This window comes from Plantactinospora sp. B24E8, from assembly GCF_039871735.1.
In the GTDB taxonomy this organism is placed as follows: domain Bacteria; phylum Actinomycetota; class Actinomycetes; order Mycobacteriales; family Micromonosporaceae; genus Plantactinospora.
Map to the genome: position 1 here is coordinate 23537 of NZ_JBDPMH010000006.1, position 17064 is coordinate 40600.

The 17064-nt window shown below is 71.1% G+C and carries 17 protein-coding genes and 1 tRNA gene; 7 read left to right on the forward strand and 11 right to left on the reverse strand.

The genetic code is table 11. The features are described 5' to 3' along the window. Window positions 1–7: 7 nt before the first annotated feature. From ABGB21_RS11815 to ABGB21_RS11830, 4 genes are all read right to left on the reverse strand, one after another. Complete coding sequence (locus ABGB21_RS11815; protein ID WP_347677726.1) at window positions 8–1603, reverse strand: glycosyltransferase family 39 protein; 1596 nt, start codon at window positions 1601–1603, stop codon at window positions 8–10. Window positions 1604–1769: 166 nt separating this feature from the next. Further along, window positions 1770–3521, reverse strand: coding sequence for a 2-isopropylmalate synthase (leuA, locus tag ABGB21_RS11820; RefSeq protein ID WP_347651428.1), 1752 nt, complete (start codon window positions 3519–3521; stop codon window positions 1770–1772). Between the two features lie 286 nt (window positions 3522–3807). Further along, window positions 3808–4374 (reverse strand): nitroreductase family protein, encoded by a 567-nt coding sequence (locus ABGB21_RS11825; protein WP_347677728.1) that lies wholly within the window; start codon window positions 4372–4374, stop codon window positions 3808–3810. Between the two features lie 78 nt (window positions 4375–4452). After that, window positions 4453–5310 (reverse strand): hypothetical protein, encoded by an 858-nt coding sequence (locus ABGB21_RS11830; RefSeq protein ID WP_347651430.1) that lies wholly within the window; start codon window positions 5308–5310, stop codon window positions 4453–4455. Window positions 5311–5702: 392 nt separating this feature from the next. Here ABGB21_RS11830 and ABGB21_RS11835 point away from each other — a divergent pair, with 392 nt between their 5' ends. Together ABGB21_RS11835 and ABGB21_RS11840 are read left to right on the forward strand one after the other, a co-directional pair. After that, on the forward strand, window positions 5703–6968 hold the full coding sequence (locus ABGB21_RS11835) for an aspartate kinase (RefSeq protein ID WP_347651431.1): 1266 nt from the start codon (window positions 5703–5705) through the stop codon (window positions 6966–6968). A 5-nt stretch (window positions 6969–6973) separates the two neighbouring features. Further along, the gene (locus ABGB21_RS11840; RefSeq protein ID WP_347651432.1) at window positions 6974–8035 is read left to right on the forward strand and encodes an aspartate-semialdehyde dehydrogenase; all 1062 of its coding nucleotides are present in this window, start codon (window positions 6974–6976) and stop codon (window positions 8033–8035) included. 196 nt (window positions 8036–8231) lie between these two features. Here the strand turns inward: ABGB21_RS11840 and ABGB21_RS11845 are convergent, their stop codons facing one another. After that, window positions 8232–9665: a diguanylate cyclase gene (locus ABGB21_RS11845; protein ID WP_347651433.1), complete on the reverse strand. Its 1434-nt coding sequence runs from the start codon at window positions 9663–9665 to the stop codon at window positions 8232–8234. A 441-nt stretch (window positions 9666–10106) separates the two neighbouring features. On the opposite strand from ABGB21_RS11845, the gene ABGB21_RS11850 reads away from it, so the two are divergent. The 4 genes from ABGB21_RS11850 to ABGB21_RS11865 all read left to right on the forward strand — a co-directional run bounded on the left by ABGB21_RS11850 (window position 10107) and on the right by ABGB21_RS11865 (window position 12800). Continuing rightward, entirely contained in the window at window positions 10107–10553 is a 447-nt protein-coding gene (locus ABGB21_RS11850) for a hypothetical protein (protein WP_347651434.1), read from the forward strand. A 41-nt stretch (window positions 10554–10594) separates the two neighbouring features. Continuing rightward, on the forward strand, window positions 10595–11098 hold the full coding sequence (locus ABGB21_RS11855; RefSeq protein WP_347651435.1) for a GNAT family N-acetyltransferase: 504 nt from the start codon (window positions 10595–10597) through the stop codon (window positions 11096–11098). 332 nt (window positions 11099–11430) lie between these two features. Continuing rightward, window positions 11431–12144 carry an LPXTG cell wall anchor domain-containing protein gene (locus ABGB21_RS11860; RefSeq protein ID WP_347651436.1) on the forward strand — a complete coding sequence of 238 codons (714 nt, stop codon included), beginning with the start codon at window positions 11431–11433 and terminating at the stop codon, window positions 12142–12144. A 95-nt stretch (window positions 12145–12239) separates the two neighbouring features. After that, window positions 12240–12800, forward strand: coding sequence for an SMI1/KNR4 family protein (locus ABGB21_RS11865; RefSeq protein WP_347677730.1), 561 nt, complete (start codon window positions 12240–12242; stop codon window positions 12798–12800). 90 nt (window positions 12801–12890) lie between these two features. Here ABGB21_RS11865 and ABGB21_RS11870 read toward each other — a convergent pair whose 3' ends face one another. The 6 genes from ABGB21_RS11870 to ABGB21_RS11895 form a co-directional block, all read right to left on the reverse strand. Next, the gene (locus ABGB21_RS11870) at window positions 12891–13202 is read right to left on the reverse strand and encodes a hypothetical protein (RefSeq protein WP_347651438.1); all 312 of its coding nucleotides are present in this window, start codon (window positions 13200–13202) and stop codon (window positions 12891–12893) included. A gap of 61 nt (window positions 13203–13263) precedes the next feature. Next, on the reverse strand, window positions 13264–13527 hold the full coding sequence (locus tag ABGB21_RS11875; protein WP_347651439.1) for a hypothetical protein: 264 nt from the start codon (window positions 13525–13527) through the stop codon (window positions 13264–13266). Between the two features lie 39 nt (window positions 13528–13566). After that, the gene (locus ABGB21_RS11880) at window positions 13567–13848 is read right to left on the reverse strand and encodes a hypothetical protein (RefSeq protein ID WP_347651440.1); all 282 of its coding nucleotides are present in this window, start codon (window positions 13846–13848) and stop codon (window positions 13567–13569) included. Window positions 13849–13965: 117 nt separating this feature from the next. Then, window positions 13966–15072, reverse strand: coding sequence for a hypothetical protein (locus tag ABGB21_RS11885; protein WP_347651441.1), 1107 nt, complete (start codon window positions 15070–15072; stop codon window positions 13966–13968). A 379-nt stretch (window positions 15073–15451) separates the two neighbouring features. Further along, window positions 15452–15528, reverse strand: a tRNA-Pro gene (locus ABGB21_RS11890). Window positions 15529–15651: 123 nt separating this feature from the next. Beyond that, window positions 15652–16545: a metallophosphoesterase gene (locus tag ABGB21_RS11895; protein WP_347651442.1), complete on the reverse strand. Its 894-nt coding sequence runs from the start codon at window positions 16543–16545 to the stop codon at window positions 15652–15654. Window positions 16546–16570: 25 nt separating this feature from the next. Between ABGB21_RS11895 and ABGB21_RS11900 the strand changes: the two genes are divergently transcribed. After that, a complete protein-coding gene (locus ABGB21_RS11900; protein WP_347651443.1) occupies window positions 16571–17029 on the forward strand; it encodes a GatB/YqeY domain-containing protein in 459 nt (152 codons plus the stop codon). Window positions 17030–17064: the final 35 nt, after the last annotated feature.

A 17064-nucleotide genomic window follows, 5' to 3' on the forward strand; every position in this document is an offset into this window, starting at 1 on the left:
GGGCGGTTCACTCCCGGGCGACGAGCTCCAGTACCCGGATCTTGTGAAACTCCACGACCTGCGCCACCACGAACCGGTCCCGCAGCAGGTCACCGATGCGGCCCGGCTCCCGATCCAGCGGATCCGGCCCGAGTCTGGTGCTGACCCACCAGATCCGGCGGACGTCGCCGAGGCACCGGGCGGGCCGGCCACACTCCTCGGCGTGGTACCAGCCGTTCTCTGCCGGAGGTACGTCCAGGAAGACGTCGATCGGGCGGGGATCGTGCCGCAGTTCGTAGGCGAACGCGCGACGCAGGTAGCGGTAGTTGCTGTACGCGATCCCGTCACCCTCCCGGGCGTGGGTCCGGACGAAGCCGGCGGCGGCCCGGAAGGCGTGCTCGTCCTCCAGCAGGTCGCTGCGGACGAACCGGTGGCCGGCGAGCCCGTACCCGGCCACCAGCGCCAGCGCCAGCGCGCCGGCGGCGACGGACAGCGCCGGCCGCAGCACCGGCCGGCCGTCCGGTACCGGCGCGGCCTGGCCGAGCCGGGCCATCCACAGCGTCCCGGCGGCCGCCAACAACACCCAGGCCGGCACCGTGAACAGCAGATACCGGTGGTAGAAGAGTTGGAACTGGTCGAAGGTGAGGTAGGTCAACGCCGGCGCGACCAGGATCCAGGCGCTCAGCGCCAGGCTGGGCCAACGGGACACCGCAAGCCCGACCAGGGCCACGAAGAACAGCACGATCGCCACCGACCGGCTGCCGAACAGCTCGCCCGGCAGCCGGAGCAGGTCGAGCGGTTCCGGTGGCAGGATCCAGACGATCTGGTGACTCTGCTGCCGTGCCTGGAAGACGACCGGCACCACCGGGGCCAGCCCGACCACCACCGCCAGCAGCCAGGGTCGGAACCGCCGGACGACGATCCGCCGGTCCTGTCCGCGTACCTCGCCGAGCACGAGCAGGGCGTGCGCGACCAGCACCGCGAGCGCGACCAGGTGGCTGAGCCCGACGGCGACGACCGCGAGCGCGTACCAGACCCAACGGCGGGGACGAGGCCGGTCGAGGGCACGCAGCAGGAGCAGGGTCGCGCCGATCGTGACCGCCAGGGTCTGTGCGTACGGCCGGGCCTCGGCCGCGTACCGGGAGACCGTCGGCAGGATGGCGAAGATCAGCCCGGCGAGGAGCCCGGTGGGCGCGTCGTAGAGCCGACGGCCGAGCAGCCCGAGCAGGGCCGCGGCGACCGACATCCACAGCAGCGAGGGAAGCCGGAGCGCGGGTGCCGAGTCACCGAACACCGCGGTCCAGAGTCGCATGTAGCTGTAGTACGGCGCGAAGACGATGTCGATGTGGCTGAGCAGCCGGACGAAGTCGGTGGTGGACACCTGGCTGGCCGCCCACCAGGTGGCGTGTTCGTCTCGCCACAGCTGGCGGTCACCGATACCGATGAGTCCGCAGATCAGCATGACCAGGGCGGGAAGCCCGGCGACCACGGCGGTCCACCGCCGTCCGTACCCGGGCGGGATCCCGTCGGCCGGCCCGCTGACGGGCCGACCGGACGCCGCCAGGACCGGCGCCACGGATTCGACCGCTCTCGCGGCTCCGCCCCGTACCGCGTCCGTTGACATCCGTGCCCTCGCTTCCGCCAGACCGCACGTGCCTGTCCCGGTCAATGCTAGGAGCGCGGCGCGAAGTTGGAAAAACGATCAGTTGCGGCGCGGGGCGGCCGGGATCACCGGTCCACCCCGCGCCGCAGCTCAGGGCGCGTACGCGGAGAGTGTGAAATCAGTCGCGTCAGCGCAGGGCGCGGTTCACCGCGCTGGTCACCGCCCGCACCGAGGCGGTCACGATGTTGGCGTCGAGTCCGACGCCCCAGACCGTCTGACCGTCCACTTCGCACTCGACGTACGCGGCCGCCTGGGCGTCACCGCCGGAGGACATCGCGTGCTCGTGGTAGTCCAGCACCCGGACCCGTACGTCGAGGGACTGCAACGCGTTGACGTACGCGTCGATCGGGCCGTTGCCGGTCGCGGCGAGGGTGTGCCGAACCTCCCGGAACTCCGTCTCCGCCTCGATCTCGACCTTGCCGTCGACGGTGCCGATCGTGTAGCTGTCCACCCGCACCGCCGGCTGCGGCTGCCGGTCGACGAGGTACTCGGCGGCGAAGAGCCGCCACATCGCGTCCGGCTCCACCTCGCCGCCGTTGTGGTCGGTGACCTGCTGCACCACGCCGGAGAACTCGATCTGGAGCCGACGTGGCAGGTCGAGCTGGTGCTCGGTCTTCATGATGTACGCGACGCCGCCCTTGCCGGACTGCGAGTTGACCCGGATCACCGCCTCGTAGCTGCGGCCCAGGTCCTTCGGGTCGATCGGCAGGTACGGCACCGCCCAGGTGAACTCGTCGACCGGCACCCCGGCCGCGGCGGCGTCCGCCTCCAGCGCGGCGAAACCCTTGTTGATGGCGTCCTGGTGCGAACCGGAGAACGCGGTGTAGACCAGGTCACCGGCGTACGGGTGCCGCTCGTGCACCGGCAGCTGGTTGCAGTACTCGACGGTCCGTTTGATCTCGTCGATCCCGGAGAAGTCGATCTGCGGGTCGATGCCCTGGGAGAAGAGGTTCAGACCCAGGGTGACCAGGTCGACGTTGCCGGTGCGCTCACCGTTGCCGAACAGGCAGCCCTCGATCCGGTCGGCGCCGGCCAGCAGCCCCAGTTCGGCGGCGGCGACCCCGGTGCCCCGGTCGTTGTGCGGGTGCAGGGAGAGGATCACGCTGTCCCGGCGGGGCAGGTGCCGGTGCATCCACTCGATCGAGTCGGCGTAGACGTTCGGGGTCGCCATCTCCACCGTCGCCGGCAGGTTGACGATCAGCGGCCGGTCCGGGGTCGGGTCGATCACCTCGATGACCGCCGCGCAGACCTCCAGCGCGTAGTCGAGTTCGGTGCCGGTGTACGACTCGGGGGAGTACTCGTAGAAGACGTCCGTGTCCGGGGCGTGGATCTCGGCGTACTTCCGGCAGAGCCGGGCGCCCTGGGTGGCGATGTCGGTGATCCCGGCCCGGTCCAGGCCGAAGACGACCCGGCGTTGCAGGGTCGAGGTCGAGTTGTAGAAGTGCACGATCGCCCGCCTGGCGCCGCGGATCGCCTGGAACGTACGGTCGATCAGGTGCTCCCGGCACTGGGTCAGCACCTGGATGGTCACGTCGTCCGGGATCAGGTCCTGCTCGATCAGCTGCCGGACGAAGTCGAAGTCGGTCTGGCTCGCCGACGGGAAGCCGACCTCGATCTCCTTGTAGCCCATCTGGACCAGCAGCTGGAACATCCGCCGCTTGCGTTCCGGCGACATCGGGTCGATCAGCGCCTGGTTGCCGTCCCGGAGATCCACCGCGCACCACCGGGGCGCCGCCTCGACCCGGCGGGTCGGCCACCGGCGGTCCGGCAGGTCGAGGGCGAACTGCTGGTGGTACGGCTGGTAGCGCTGGTACGGCATCCGGCTGGGCCGCTGGCGGGCTATCGGATCGGCGTCGGTGGTACCGGTCGGTTGTGACATGGTGCGGGACTCCCGTGGTCATGTGGCTCCGGTGGCGAGGTCGCCACCGCGCGGACGGCACCGACGGTCCGGTGCCGGAACTCTGGGTCTGGTGTCGAATCAGATTGGCCGCAACGGGGACCGGCCGAGAGAAGCAGGACGGCGTGCGTCAACTCCGCGACGAGGTGCCGATCCGGTTGGCCTCGTCGCGGCAGCGAAGGAGCAGACCCTGCCACATGACATTGGTGACCCTACGTGGTTGCCGTCCGGTCCGGAAGCGTAGTCCGGAATCTGGGATGTGCCCAGTTCACGACAGTTGCTCGCCCGTTCGGCCGAGCAGCAGGTCCGCCACCGGGCGGCGCTGGCGCAGGCCGACCTCCCGGACCCGCAGGTCCTCGGGGAGGGAGTACGGGTCACCGAGCCGGCCGACCGCGACCACGACCTGTGGCCGTACCGTCGGGGGCAGGTCCAGGTCGGCGCGGAGTCCGGCGGTGTCGAAGCCGGCCATCTGGCGTACGTGCAGCCGCAGTGCGGTGGCCTGGACGGTGAGATGCGCCACGGCCTGGCCCAGGTCGTACGCGGCGTGGGTCAGCGGCTCGCCGGTCGGGTCGACGGTGGTGTGCGCGCCGAGCAGCAGCGCGGCGGCGCGGCCCGCCCAGCGCTGGTTCTCGGCCGAGAGGTTGGTCAGGATCCGCTTGTACGCCTCGTCGTCACGCCGGCCCACCAGGAACCGCCACGGCTGGGTGTTGTCGGCGGACGGTGCCCACCGGGCCGCCTCGAGCAGCGACGCGACCTCGGCGTCGGTCAGGTCCGCGACCGGGTCGAACGCGTGCGGACTCCACCGGACCGCGAGCAGCGGGGAGAGCTGGGCCATGTCGCCGAGTGTGCCGTATCGCCCCGTCTGTCCGTTCAGCGGGGTCACCCGACGTGACCGGGCGCACTCCTAATGTGATCATCCCGTGGGTCTGGTCGCCGTGGCGCCCGGATTCCCGGCGGGGTCGTTCCCGGCGGAGTTGTCGCTCCCGGTCGGGCTGCCGTCGCTCCCGGCGGTGTCGTCGGGCGCCCCGGCGATCCGCAGCGGCGCCCGGTCGACGAGCGGACCGGGCAGCGTGATCGAGGCGGGTCCGGCGGCGGGCGTACCGGCCAGCCGGAGGTCACCGGCGGAGAGCCGGGCCGCGGTCAGCGTGCCGTCCGGGTCGTAGCAGTAGATGCCGGAGTCCAACGGCGGGCTGACCGAGGTGGAGGTGGGCTCGACGGCGAAGCAGCGCCCCCGCGCCCCGGGCAGCGGCGCGGCCGAGACGGCGAGCGGGGCCTGACGGTCGGTCAACACCTCCGGCCAGTCGGCGAACAGGTGCTGCAGGCGCGGGTCGATGCCGGCGTCGAGACGCTGACCCGGGTCGGCCACCCGTACACAGCCGGCCGGAACCGTTCCGCCGCCGGTGCCGGGCAGCGCGCACTGGAAGAGGCCACTGCCGTTCTGCGCGATCGACACGTCCGCACCACCGCCGAGGGCACCGCCCGGGATGTCGACCCGCCAGGACCCGTCCAGCGCCCGGGTGACCGAGACCGTGCGGTCCGGCCGCCCGGCGGCGGAAAGCGTGTACGCGGCCACCAGCCGGCGGTCCTGCGCCGCGGCGGCGTACGCGGCCAGCTGGTCGCGCGGCTCGGTCGGCTGGTTGTCCGGCGTCGTCGCGGCGACGGTCGGCGTCGGTGCCGGCGGCGGCGTCTCCGAGGCGCAGGCGGCGACCGGCAGACCGGCGCCGGCGAGCAGCAGCAGCCCGAGTGTGGCCCGGACCGGTCCCGGCGACAACCACGTCCGGCCGCGCGCGGACCGGCGGCCGACGGATCGGCAGCGGACGGACCGGCGACAGGTGAGCTGCGGCAGGTGTCGGCGGAGGGTCCGGGCCGGCGCGGAGGTGGGGTGAGAGGGGCTCACACGGCACACTCCGCCATTCTCCGGGCAGACCGTCGGATTCGGCGGTCACCGGGCCGTCTCGCGTGTCGGCACCGTCACCGCTGATCGCCGCCGATGGCGGTGCTTCGAAGCGGTGCCCGAGCCGGATGGTGGGAACGCCTGGTCGGGGCGACGATGCCGGCCGGTACCCTGAGGACGTCTCACAGAGCGCCGCCGGCCTCGTACCGGCGGCGTTGGCACGCTCAGGGCCGGTGCGCCTCGCCCGGCCACGGAAGGAGTGGACCGTCGTGGCACTGGTGGTGCAGAAGTACGGCGGATCCTCGGTCGCCGACGCCGAGCGGATCAAACGGGTCGCGGAACGGATCGTCGCGGCCCGCAAGGCCGGCGACGACGTCGTCGTGGTGGTCTCGGCGATGGGCGACACCACCGACGAGCTGCTCGACCTGGCCAACCAGGTGAGCCCGCTGCCGCCCGGCCGGGAACTGGACATGCTGCTCACCGCCGGGGAGCGGATCTCGATGGCCCTGCTCGCCATGGCGATCCACAACCTCGGGTACGAGGCGCGGTCGTACACCGGTTCGCAGGCCGGCGTGCTGACCACCTCGGTGCACGGGCGGGCCCGGATCATCGACGTCACCCCCGGGCGGCTGCGCAGCGCGCTCAACGAGGGCGCGGTGGTGATCGTCGCCGGCTTCCAGGGCGTCGCCCAGGACACCAAGGACATCACCACGCTGGGCCGGGGCGGTTCGGACACCACCGCGGTCGCGCTGGCCGCCGCGCTCGACGCGGACGTCTGTGAGATCTACACCGACGTCGACGGGGTCTTCACCGCCGACCCGCGGATCGTCCCGAACGCCCGGCACATCAAGACCATCACCTACGAGGAGATGCTCGAACTGGCGGCCTGCGGCGCGAAGATCCTGCACCTACGGAGCGTCGAATACGCCCGACGGGCGGGGTTGCCGATCCGCGTACGTTCGTCATACTCGACCAACACCGGAACCATGGTGACCGGATCGACGGAGGACCTACCCGTGGAGCAAGCACTGATCACCGGGGTCGCCCACGACCGGAGCGAGGCGAAGATCACTGTCGTCGGCGTTCCGGACGAGCCGGGGGCGGCGGCCCGGATCTTCGAGACCGTGGCCGGTGCCGAGATCAACCTCGACATGATCGTCCAGAACGTCTCCACCGAGGGGACCGGCCGGACCGACATCTCCTTCACCCTGCCGAAGGCCGACGGGCCGACCGCGATGGCGGCGCTGAGCAAGGTGCAGGAGCAGGTCAAGTTCAAGGGCCTGCTCTACGACGACCACGTCGGCAAGGTCTCCCTGATCGGCGCCGGGATGCGGTCGCACCCCGGGGTGGCGGCGAGCTTCTTCGCCGCGCTCGGCGAGGCCGGGGTCAACATCGAGATGATCTCGACCTCCGAGATCCGGGTGTCGGTGGTCTGCCGCGACACCGACCTCGACGCCGCGGTCCGCGCCGTACACGAGGCGTTCGAGCTGGGTGGCGACGAGGAAGCGGTGGTCTACGCCGGGACCGGGAGGTAGCCGCGATGGCTGCGCTGCCCACGCTCGCGGTGGTCGGAGCGACCGGTGCCGTCGGTACGGTCATGTGCGACCTGCTCTCCTCCCGCAAGAACGTCTGGGGCGAGATCCGGTTGATCGCCTCCGCCCGCTCCGCCGGGCAGAAGCGGATGTGTCGCGGCGAGGAGCTGACCGTCCAGGAACTCACCCCCGAGGCGTTCGACGGGGTGGACGTCGCGATGTTCGACGTACCGGACGAGGTCTCGGCGCAGTGGGCGCCGGTGGCGGTCTCCCGGGGTGCGGTCGCGGTCGACAACTCGGCGGCGTTCCGCAGCGACAAGGACGTGCCGCTGGTGGTGCCGGAGATCAACCCGGAGCAGGTGCGTAACCGCCCCAAGGGCATCATCGCGAACGCCAACTGCACCACCCTGACGATGATCATCGCGGTGGCGCCGCTGCACCGCGAGTACGGCCTCCGTGAGCTGGTGCTCGCGTCGTACCAGGCGGTCTCCGGGGCGGGACAGGTCGGGGTGGACACCCTGCACGACCAGCTCTCCAAGATTGCCGGGGATCGGGTGCTCGGCTCACTGACCGGCAACGTACGTCAGGCCGTCGGCGACGACCTCGGCCCGTTCCCCGCCCCGATGGCCCTGAACGTGGTGCCGTGGGCCGGCTCGCTGCGCGACGGTGGTTGGTCGTCGGAGGAACTGAAGCTGCGCAACGAGTCCCGCAAGATCCTCGGCCTGCCGGACCTGAAGGTCTCCGCCACCTGTGTACGGGTGCCGGTGGTCACCGGGCACTCGGTCGCCGTACACGCGGTCTTCGGCACCGAGGTGGACGCGGAGGGCGCCCGGGAGGCGCTGCGCAACGCGCCCGGGGTGATCCTGGTCGACGACCCGGCGGCGGGCGAGTTCCCGATGCCGATCGACGCGGTCGGCACCGACCCGTCCTGGGTGGGCCGGATCCGCCGCTCGGTCGACGACCCGCGCGCGTTGGACCTCTTCGTCACCGGTGACAACCTACGCAAGGGCGCGGCGCTCAACACGGCACAGATCGCCGAGCTGCTGGCGGCGGAGTTCACCAACCGCTGATCCGGGCTGGGTGGTCGGTTCCAGCTCGCGGTGCGTCGTGGGCTGGGTGGTTTCAATGTGCGGTGCGTCGTGGGCGGGGTGGGCCGGGGCTGCCGTGCCCGCTCAGGGCGGTCAGGCTTGATCCCTTCGCCGGTCACGGCAGCCCCGGCCCCGGCTCGCCGCCGGGTCGTGCCGTCCTGCCCGGGCCCGAGGGCGGTCAGCCGGCGGCGAGGCCGACGCCGTCGCGGCCCTGCCGCTTCACGCCGTAGAGCGCCTCGTCGGCCCGGCGCAGCGTCCGGTCCGGGGATTCGTCGTCCCGGCGTACCGCGACTCCGACGCTGATCGTCCGGCCGGTCCGACGGGCCGCCTCCACCAGCCGCTGGGCGATGCCGGCCGCCTCCTCGGCACGGAGCACGTCGACCACCGCGACGAACTCGTCACCGCCGGTCCGGTACAGCTCGTCACCGTGTCGCAGTGCGCCCTGCAGCGCCCGGGCCAGTTCGACCAGAGCCTGGTCGCCGGCCTGGTGGCCGTACGTGTCGTTGATCGACTTGAAGTCGTCCACGTCGATGGCGAGCAGCGCGGTACGCCCCTCCGGCCGCAGGTCGGCGATCCGTTCCCCGAACGAGCCCTGGTGCCGCAGCCCGGTCAACGGGTCGGAACTGGCCCGTTCCCGCAGTTGGGCCAGCCCGCGCAGCCGCTCCAGGCAGATCCACGCCTGGGCGCCGAGCAGCTCGATCAGGTTGACCGTGGTCGGGTCGGGGTGCACCGTCCGGGTGTCGCCGACCAGCAGCACCCCGCAGAGTTCGGTGGGCCCCAGCGGTACGGAGATCATCGTCCGTACCCCGGCGGCGATCAGCAGCTCCTGGTCGGGGGTGGTCGGGTGGCCGTCCTCGCCCAACGTGTACGAGGCTCCGTGCCGGTGGGCGAGCGTCCGGAGCCGCTCCAGCACCGGACGGCCGGCGCCGACCAGGGCGGCGTGCACCCGCGACTCGAGCCCGTCCGGTACGACGCTCGGGGTAGCCACCCGCGGACCGGTCGGCCCGTCCAGGACGAAGACCGCCGAGGTGAGCCCGGAGACGTCCCGGGCGGCCCGCACCGCGGCGGTCATCAGCTCCGGCTCGGTGACGGCGGCGGTCAGCGCCGAGGCGTGCCGGAGCAGTTTCTCGCTCCGGGTCTCGGCGGGCGGGCCGCCGAGCGCGTCGATCCGGGTGCCGAGCCGGGCGGCGATCCGTTCCACCGTCTCCTGCCAGCCGTCCAGGTCGACGTGGTGGGTCCATTCCAGGTCCAGTACGCCGATCGGCCGGCCCACCGGGTCGAGGATCGGAACACAGAGTTCGGCCACCACGTCGGGGCGCAGCGCCGCGTAATCGAGGTCGAGCCCGCCCTCGGGTACCACCTCGGTTTTGCCGGAGGCGTAGACCCGACCGACCGTGCCGGCGCCGGCCGGCACCGAGGCGAAGACCTGCCAGGATCCGGTGGCGGCAACACACCGGAGCCGGTCGTGGACCCAGAGCAGGACGGCGATCCGGGCCGGGGCGTACCGGACCAGCGCCGTCACCGTCGCCTGGCAGCACTCGACGGCGGTGGACGCCGTGGAGAGCCGGGCGGTGACGTCGCGGACGACACGCGCGTGATCGAGGGGGGACACCGTTCCGATCCGGGGAAGAGGGTCCGAGGGTGCCGGGCCGAGGAGTGGGTGGGCGGAAAGCAGGGTGGGCAAGGGGCAGCGCCCGTCCAAGATTACTCAGGGTGCTGGAAAGCCGCTGTGCACCCGACTGAGGAAGGGCCCCCTATCAGCGCTTTTGACAGCGGAAGGGCTCTTTCCTGGGAGCTCGTCGGCTGTGAGCCTCGTCTCGTACCGTGAGGTTCGGGGCCGTCGGCAGGTTCGGGACGAGGTTCGGGGTTGTCGGCAGGTTCGGGACGGCGGTGACGGGTCCGGGCGGCTGATCCGGGGTGGGATCACAACACGCCGGGCGGAACGGCGGGATCGTCGGCGGGTACCGGACTAGGATCGGTCGGGACCTTGATGATCATGATCCCGTCCTGGCGATCGTGGTCACGAAGTGCCGGAGACGACGGAGAGCCGAAAATGACGAGGCTGCCCGACGAGGTGGTGTCCGCGGTCGGCCGGGTCACGATCGCGGCCGGCGACCTGGAACTCATTCTCGCCTGGATCGGGGCCGACCAGGCCGGCGGCAACGCGTTCGAGGTGCTGGCCCGGCCCGGCGAGCCGGTCCGCGCGGCCCGCAGCGCCGTCGAGTTCGCCGCCCCGCAGTACCGGCAGGCGTACCTGCCGATCATCGAGATCGCGGCCAAGCTGCTGGCGAAGCGGCACGCGGTGGTCTCCGCGATGTGGGTCAGCGAGGCGCCCGAGGAGTCGCAGCGCTGGGAACTGCTCGACGACAAGACCCACATCCGGCAGCTCGTCGACGCCCGCGCCCTCGACGAACTGGCCCGTCAGCTGTTGGAGGCACGCAACCGGCTGGTCGAGATCGTCACCGCCCAGCTCAACAACGAGGCCGTCCCGGCGTCCTGAGCCGCATCGGACGCCCTGCGGCGGTCAGGGAGGAAACCGGCGTGGGCGACGTACGGATCGAAGAGGTGGCGCCGGACGACTGGTCGGCCTGGCGCGACCTGCGGCTGCGCTCGCTGCGGGACGCCCCGGACGCGTTCGGCTCGACCTACCAGCGGGAGGTGGCCTTCGGCGAGGCGGACTGGCGGTCCCGGCTCGACGTCACCAGCGGCCCGGACGTGATCGCGTACGCGGACGACCGGCCGGTCGGGCTGGGTGCGGGCTGGCGCGACGAACCCGGCCAGCTGATGGTGGTGGCGATGTGGACCGAGCCGACCTGGCGGGGGCGTGGGGTGGGCCGGCAGGTCCTCGACCACGTGGTCGGCTGGGGCGCGGCGCGGGACCTCCGGGTGCACCTCTGGGTCGCCGACGCCAACCCGGCCGCCCGCCGACTCTACGAGCGGTACGGCTTCCGGCCCGACGGCCGGACCATGCCGCTGCGGGACGGCAGCCCGTTCACCGCGAGCCACCTCGTCCTGGCCACCGAACCGGTCGGATCCGCCGGCTGACCTCCGGGTACGGCCGACAGGCCGGTGCCGGGACCGGGCGCGGCATGATCCGATGGTGACACGGACGGAGCGGCCGGTGGACTGCGCCGGTGGGGGCGTCGGTCCGCCGGGAGCCGCGGCGACCGGTCCCTGGCCGGCTCGCGTCGCGGCCCGGCTCGTCCCGTCGGCTCGTGTCCACTCGCCATCGGCTCGGGTTGCCGGCATGGCTGTACGAATGGCTGCACGGATACGGCCACACGGTTCAAGAATTGTGGGCGTCGTTCCCTCCTTGCTTTTCATCCACTGACGGTAATATCTCCATGTTTTGATGCACAACGGGGAGGAAGCTCCACATGCGATGGAAGACCGCGGCCGGCGTCCTGATAGCGCTGGCCTTTTTGATTCCGGCAGCACCGGCGCTGGCCCAGGCTGGAACGCCCGGGTTGAACGAGGCCTGCCAGACGGTTGAACGCAAGGTGTACAAGGACCTTCGGGAGCTTGTCACCATCGACCTGGATACCGCCACCGAGCAAGAGGTGCGGGTGTTGACCGCGCAGATTCTGGCTGCGGCGATGGCCGACTCGTTGAGCGTCTTGCCTGGCGCGATACAGGAGCGACTCAACGGCGCCCCGGATGAGCTTCGCGCATTCCTCAAGTCGGGCATGCAGAACGCCTGGTCGGTTGATCTGCGGATTTCGGTGGTCCGGACGCTGACGGGCGCTGGTGCCAACGTGAAGGCGGCCGCCCAGAAGGTGCTCGACGACGGAACCATCGATGCATACCTGGCTTACCTGAACAACGGCCTGTACGACGCACGTGCGCTCGACTGCGCGTCTCAGCCCACGCCGACTCCGAGCGCCACGCCCAGTGGCACGCCCAGCGCCACGCCGACCCCTGCTTCCTCCGCCAGCCCGGGCGCCCCCGGCGGCGAGGGCGGCGAGGGCGGTGGGCTGCCCGTGACCGGTGCGGGGACCGCGACCGTGGCCGCCATTGGCGGTGCGCTTCTGCTCCTCGGCGGTGCGGGCTACCTGTTCGGACGCCGACGCCGTTCCCGCTTCGTGGCATAGCTCGCTCGACGCGCCCGGCTCGATGCTCCGTCGGGCCGGGCCCGGGCTCGCGCTGGGGCTCGAAGATTGACATACCCGCCTGGCAGGCTCGCCGCATGTCGGATCTCGCCGCCGTCCTGGCGGATGTCGCTGCCCGGGTTCACCGCGACGGGCCCGAGGCGCTGCTCGACGGTGGCCTTCCCGCTCCGCTTTCCGAGCGCGAGATCGACCGGGCCGAACAGCGACTGGGCGTACGGCTGCACCCCCTGCTGCGGGCGGTTTACCGTGACTTTGCGAACGGCGGATTCGGCCCCGACTACCAGCTGATGAGCCTGACCGACGGACCCACCGACGAGCAGGTGGTCGACACCTACCTCCAGATGCGGTCCGAACACGCCGGCACCGAGTGGGCCTGGCCGGAGGGGGTCCTCCCGATCCTGACCTGGGGCTGCGGCATGTACGCCTGCGTCGACTGCCGAAGCGACCAGGGCACGGTCCTGCTGTTCGAACCGAACCCGGGAGATCCCGATGCCGCATGGTTCATCGACTCGCCCAGCCTGGTGGAGTGGTTCGCGCACTACGTGAACGACACCGGCTGGTGGGTCAAGCTCGAGGAAGGCGAGGATGTCGACGACCTGGCACCCTGGCCGGAAGCCCGGCAGCGGGCGGCCGGTTGACCGACCCGCGCCCGGCCGCCGGCTCCGTCCCGCAGGGGGTGACCGGCCCGTACTGGTCCCGGCACTCGCCCCGACGACCGGCAGAGGACCTTACGGCTCGGCGAGAACGGCCGCGACGATAACCGTGCCGAGGATCAGAGCCCACCCGCCGGCCCAGCCGACAATCAGTCCTCGTTTGAAGCGTTGCCTGCCGCGCAGGGACAGAATGAGGATGAGGCCGGATATCAACAGCAGTACGTGCGTGACGTAGTACGTGATCAGTACGGAAGCGACGACGGCGAACCGGCCACCGGCGTCCAGGTCCTCATCGGGACTGCTGGCACCGTACCTCTCGGCGGGGATCCTCAGGGCGACAACAGCCAGTGCATGACCGAGCGTGGCCAGGCCGATGCCACCGATCAACGGCCACCAACCCTGGCGGGTCCTCGACTCCGAAGCGCTGTCGGGCCCCGACATCCGCACCTCACTCAACGCCGCAAGGCACGACCGGGGCCGTCCGCAGCGATGGGACAAGATCCGAGGAGTGTGCGGCAAGCCGGTCAACAGTCGGTTGTGTGAAAGCAGCCGCCTCGTGTCGGGAGCGAAGCGGCAAGGTGTCGGCGGCGACCAGCCGGAGCCACACCTCCCGACCCGGAGGGTCGTCGCTGTTGACCTCTCCCGCCGTGTCCAACGGTTCACCCTGGGGCTGTTCGGCGCGGCGAGCGGCGAAGAACAGGTCGTAGGTCATGGCGATGGACCGTACCGCCGGCGCGGCGGCCCCGCCGGGTCAGGTGGGTGCGTTGAACAACAGGTACCCGCTGACGACCAGCGACACCAGGCCCAGCCCCATCATGAACACTCCGAAGAGCCTGTCGAACATGACGGAGAAGGCGCGTAGCCGGGCGCGTTGCTCATCCGACCGACGGAACGGGCTGAGCGGGCGGACAACCCGCTCAGACAGTTCGACGTGCTTTGTCGCGATGCCACGGTAATCGTGCGCGAGCGTCGCTCCGACCATGATCAGGAGCACTCCGAACGGAAACCCGAGCCAGGCCCGCCACATCACCATGCCTCTCCGACCGGGTCTGGGCAGTCGTGTCGATCCGCCGGTCAGCGGGACCGCATCTCCGCCCTGGAGCCGGAAGCGTAGTCACCCGGAGCAAAGCAGGGCTGCCCACCTGATGCCTCACCCGTCAAAGCGAGACCAGCGGAATCCGTGTTCGAGCAACGGTGACAGGGTCCCGCGGTGGAGCGCGCCGAAGAAGACAACGGCTTCGTTCGCGTCGCTGCTGACCGACGTGAGCAAGCCCGGGGCCACGAAGAACCGCTCGGCCGTGTAGGTCGGCAGGAACGGATCCAGGGGTACGGGACGCAGCATGTCCCACAGCCCGTCAAGGCGCGCAACCGGCATGCAGTACGTCGATGCTCTGTAGGGGGCGGCATTCATGGCTTCGTTGAGGGTGAACTGCAGGAGGAAACGGCTGAGTGGCTCCGCTTCGAGAATCGTCTCCGGTTCCGCGGCGTAGGGGTCTTCGGTGAGCCACACGCGGGGACCCGCGTCACCCGGCTCCTCCGGCGGCCACCGGATGGACCAGTCCATCCCGCCTCCGTTCCACGCGGCGAAGACCAGCCGGTCGCCGAGTGGTCCGGAAGCGAGCCTGGGCTCCGTCAGGACCGGATCGACGAATCTGTGGATGGCCGGGCGGAGACGGGCCAGGCGGTGGAAGGCAGCCAACGCCTCCGGCAGGTGGTCCAACTCGCCCGCCGCGCTCTCGCTCTCGGCCGGCTCGTACTCCTCGGCGGAAAACCAGCCGAGCACGAACGACTCCAGGGCCTGGCTCGGATCTGTTTCCACGTGGTCGACCCACTCCACTCCGGGCACCGCCCCGGGCGGCGGGACCGGTCGAACCGCATCCAGCATGTCGCGGGTCAGCGGCTCGTAGAGCTCCAGTTCGGCGTGGTGGAAATCGGCAGGGTACGCCGAAGTTCGTCGGCAGCGGGCGGTGCCCAGGGGAAGGCAGCCCTGGTCCAGACGGGCGAAGACGTGGATGGGCAGGGGAGACTGGAAGCAGAACCGTGAGTGAAGGTCCGGAATCCTGTCCCCGTACAGGAGCACCTTGGTGGAGTCCTGGACGCCGCTGACCCCCGGGTTGTCCCCACGGGCGACGATGACCACGGTCGCGTCCGCCCCCGCCCCGATCGTCGCCGGGCCCATCTCGTAGCGCCGGAGCCCGGCTCCGGCGACGGAGAAAGCCGCTTCCTCAGTGATCAGGCGCGGGAGCGTTGGTGACACGTGGTGACCCTATCCAGCACGACCGACCGGACTGATGATCGCGGTCCGATACGGGGTGAAGGGCCGGCTCAGCCCCGGAACTCGGCGGGGTGGCCAAGGGCGCGATCGACAAGAGGGGTACCGACCCGGGAACGCTCGATCTTGACGGCTGCCGGACGACACCCCGCGCCCTCGCGCTGCCGCTCCGAAACGTCAACTCGCCATGCGCCGGCACGGCAGGTGCCGGACCGGACCGGAGACGCCGGCGCCGACCGGCAGCACGTGTCGGATCGTCTTCGCCGTCTCGGTCGGCACGGGTCGGCCGCGAGGTTCAGTCACTAGGATGGTCATTCAGACACAGAAGAAGGGCACACCCGTGAATGGATGTGCCCTTCTTGCCTGGTCGGGGTGGCCGGATTCGAACCGACGACCTCTTCGTCCCGAACGAAGCGCGCTACCAAGCTGCGCCACACCCCGAAACCGTGCTGAGCCATAGTAGCCCACCCGCCCCGTGGGGCAAATTCGGTATCCGGCCCGGCGAGACGGGGCGCACACGGCTCGCCGGGCCGGGCCGATCAGGGCCGGTTGTATAGCGGGAGATCAGCGGGGGATCAGGGTCAGCAGCGACGCCTCGGGCCGGCAGGCGAACCGGACCGGGGCGGTCGGGTGGGTGCCGAGCCCGGCCGAGACGTGCAGCCAGGAGTCCGACTCCGGCCAGCGGTGCAGGCCCCGGGCCATCGACCGGGGCAGGTCGCAGTTGGTCGTCAGGGCGCCGACGAGCGGCACCCGGACCTGACCGCCGTGGGTGTGCCCGGCGAGCAGCAGCGTGAAGCCGTCGGCCGCCATCTTGTCCAGCACCCTCGGCTCCGGCGAGTGGCTGATCCCGATCGCCAGGTCGGCGGCGGCGTCCACCGGTCCGGCGACGGCAGCGTAGTCGTCCCGCTCGATGTGTGGGTCGTCGACGCCGACCAGCTCGATGGTCCGGCCGCCCGCCTTGATCGACGTACGGGCGTTGTTCAGGTCGGCCCAGCCGGACCCGACCAGCACCTCCCGCAGGTCCTCGAAGGGCAGGTCGACGCCCTGGACGTACTCCCGGTCGGGCAGCAGGTAGCTGAACGGATTTTTCCAGACCGGGCCCCGGTAGTCGTTGGAGCCGAAGACGAAGGCCCCCGGGAAGTCGAGCAGCGGCTGCAGCGCCCGCAGCGCCCCGGGGACCGCCTCCGGGTGGGCCAGGTTGTCCCCGGTCACCACCACCAGGTCCGGGTCGGTGCCGGCGAGCGCGGCCACCCAGGCCTGTTTGCGGCGCTGGTCCGGCATCATGTGCAGGTCCGACAGGTGCAGGATGCGCAGCGGTTCGGCGTCGGTGCCGAGTACGGGTACGTCGTACCGGCGCAGGGTGAAGAGGTTGCGCTCGATGAGCGAGGCGTACGCCAGCGTGGCCCCGCCCGCGACGACGGCTCCGGCGGCCAACCGTAATACTGTGCGCTTTCGCATGGTGCTCAGGGTAGTTTGACCCTCCATGAGCACCTTGAAGGACCTCCTGACCACCGACATGCGTACCGCGCTGAAGGCCCGTGACGAGCTGACCACCTCCACCCTGCGAATGGCGCTGGCGGCGATCGGCAACGCCGAGGTCGCCGGTAAGGCGAAGCGGGAGCTCTCCGACGAGGAGGTGCGGACGGTGCTGACCAAGGAGTCGAAGAAGCGCCGGGAGGCGGCCGCCGCCTTCGCCGACGCCGGCCGGGCCGAGCAGGCGGAGCGGGAGCGGGCCGAGGGTGAGGTGCTGGACCGCTACCTGCCGAAGCAGCTCTCCGACGAGGAGTTGGCCGAGCTGGTCGCCGGGGCGCTGACCGCCGGCGGCTTCACCGAGCAGCGGCAGATGGGCCCGGCGATGAAGGCGGCCCAGGCCGCGGTGGCCGGCCGGGCCGAGGGGGGCCGGGTCGCCGCCGAGGTACGTCGACAGCTCGGCGCCGGATAGTCGTACCCGTTCCGCCAGACGACGAGGGCGGGCAC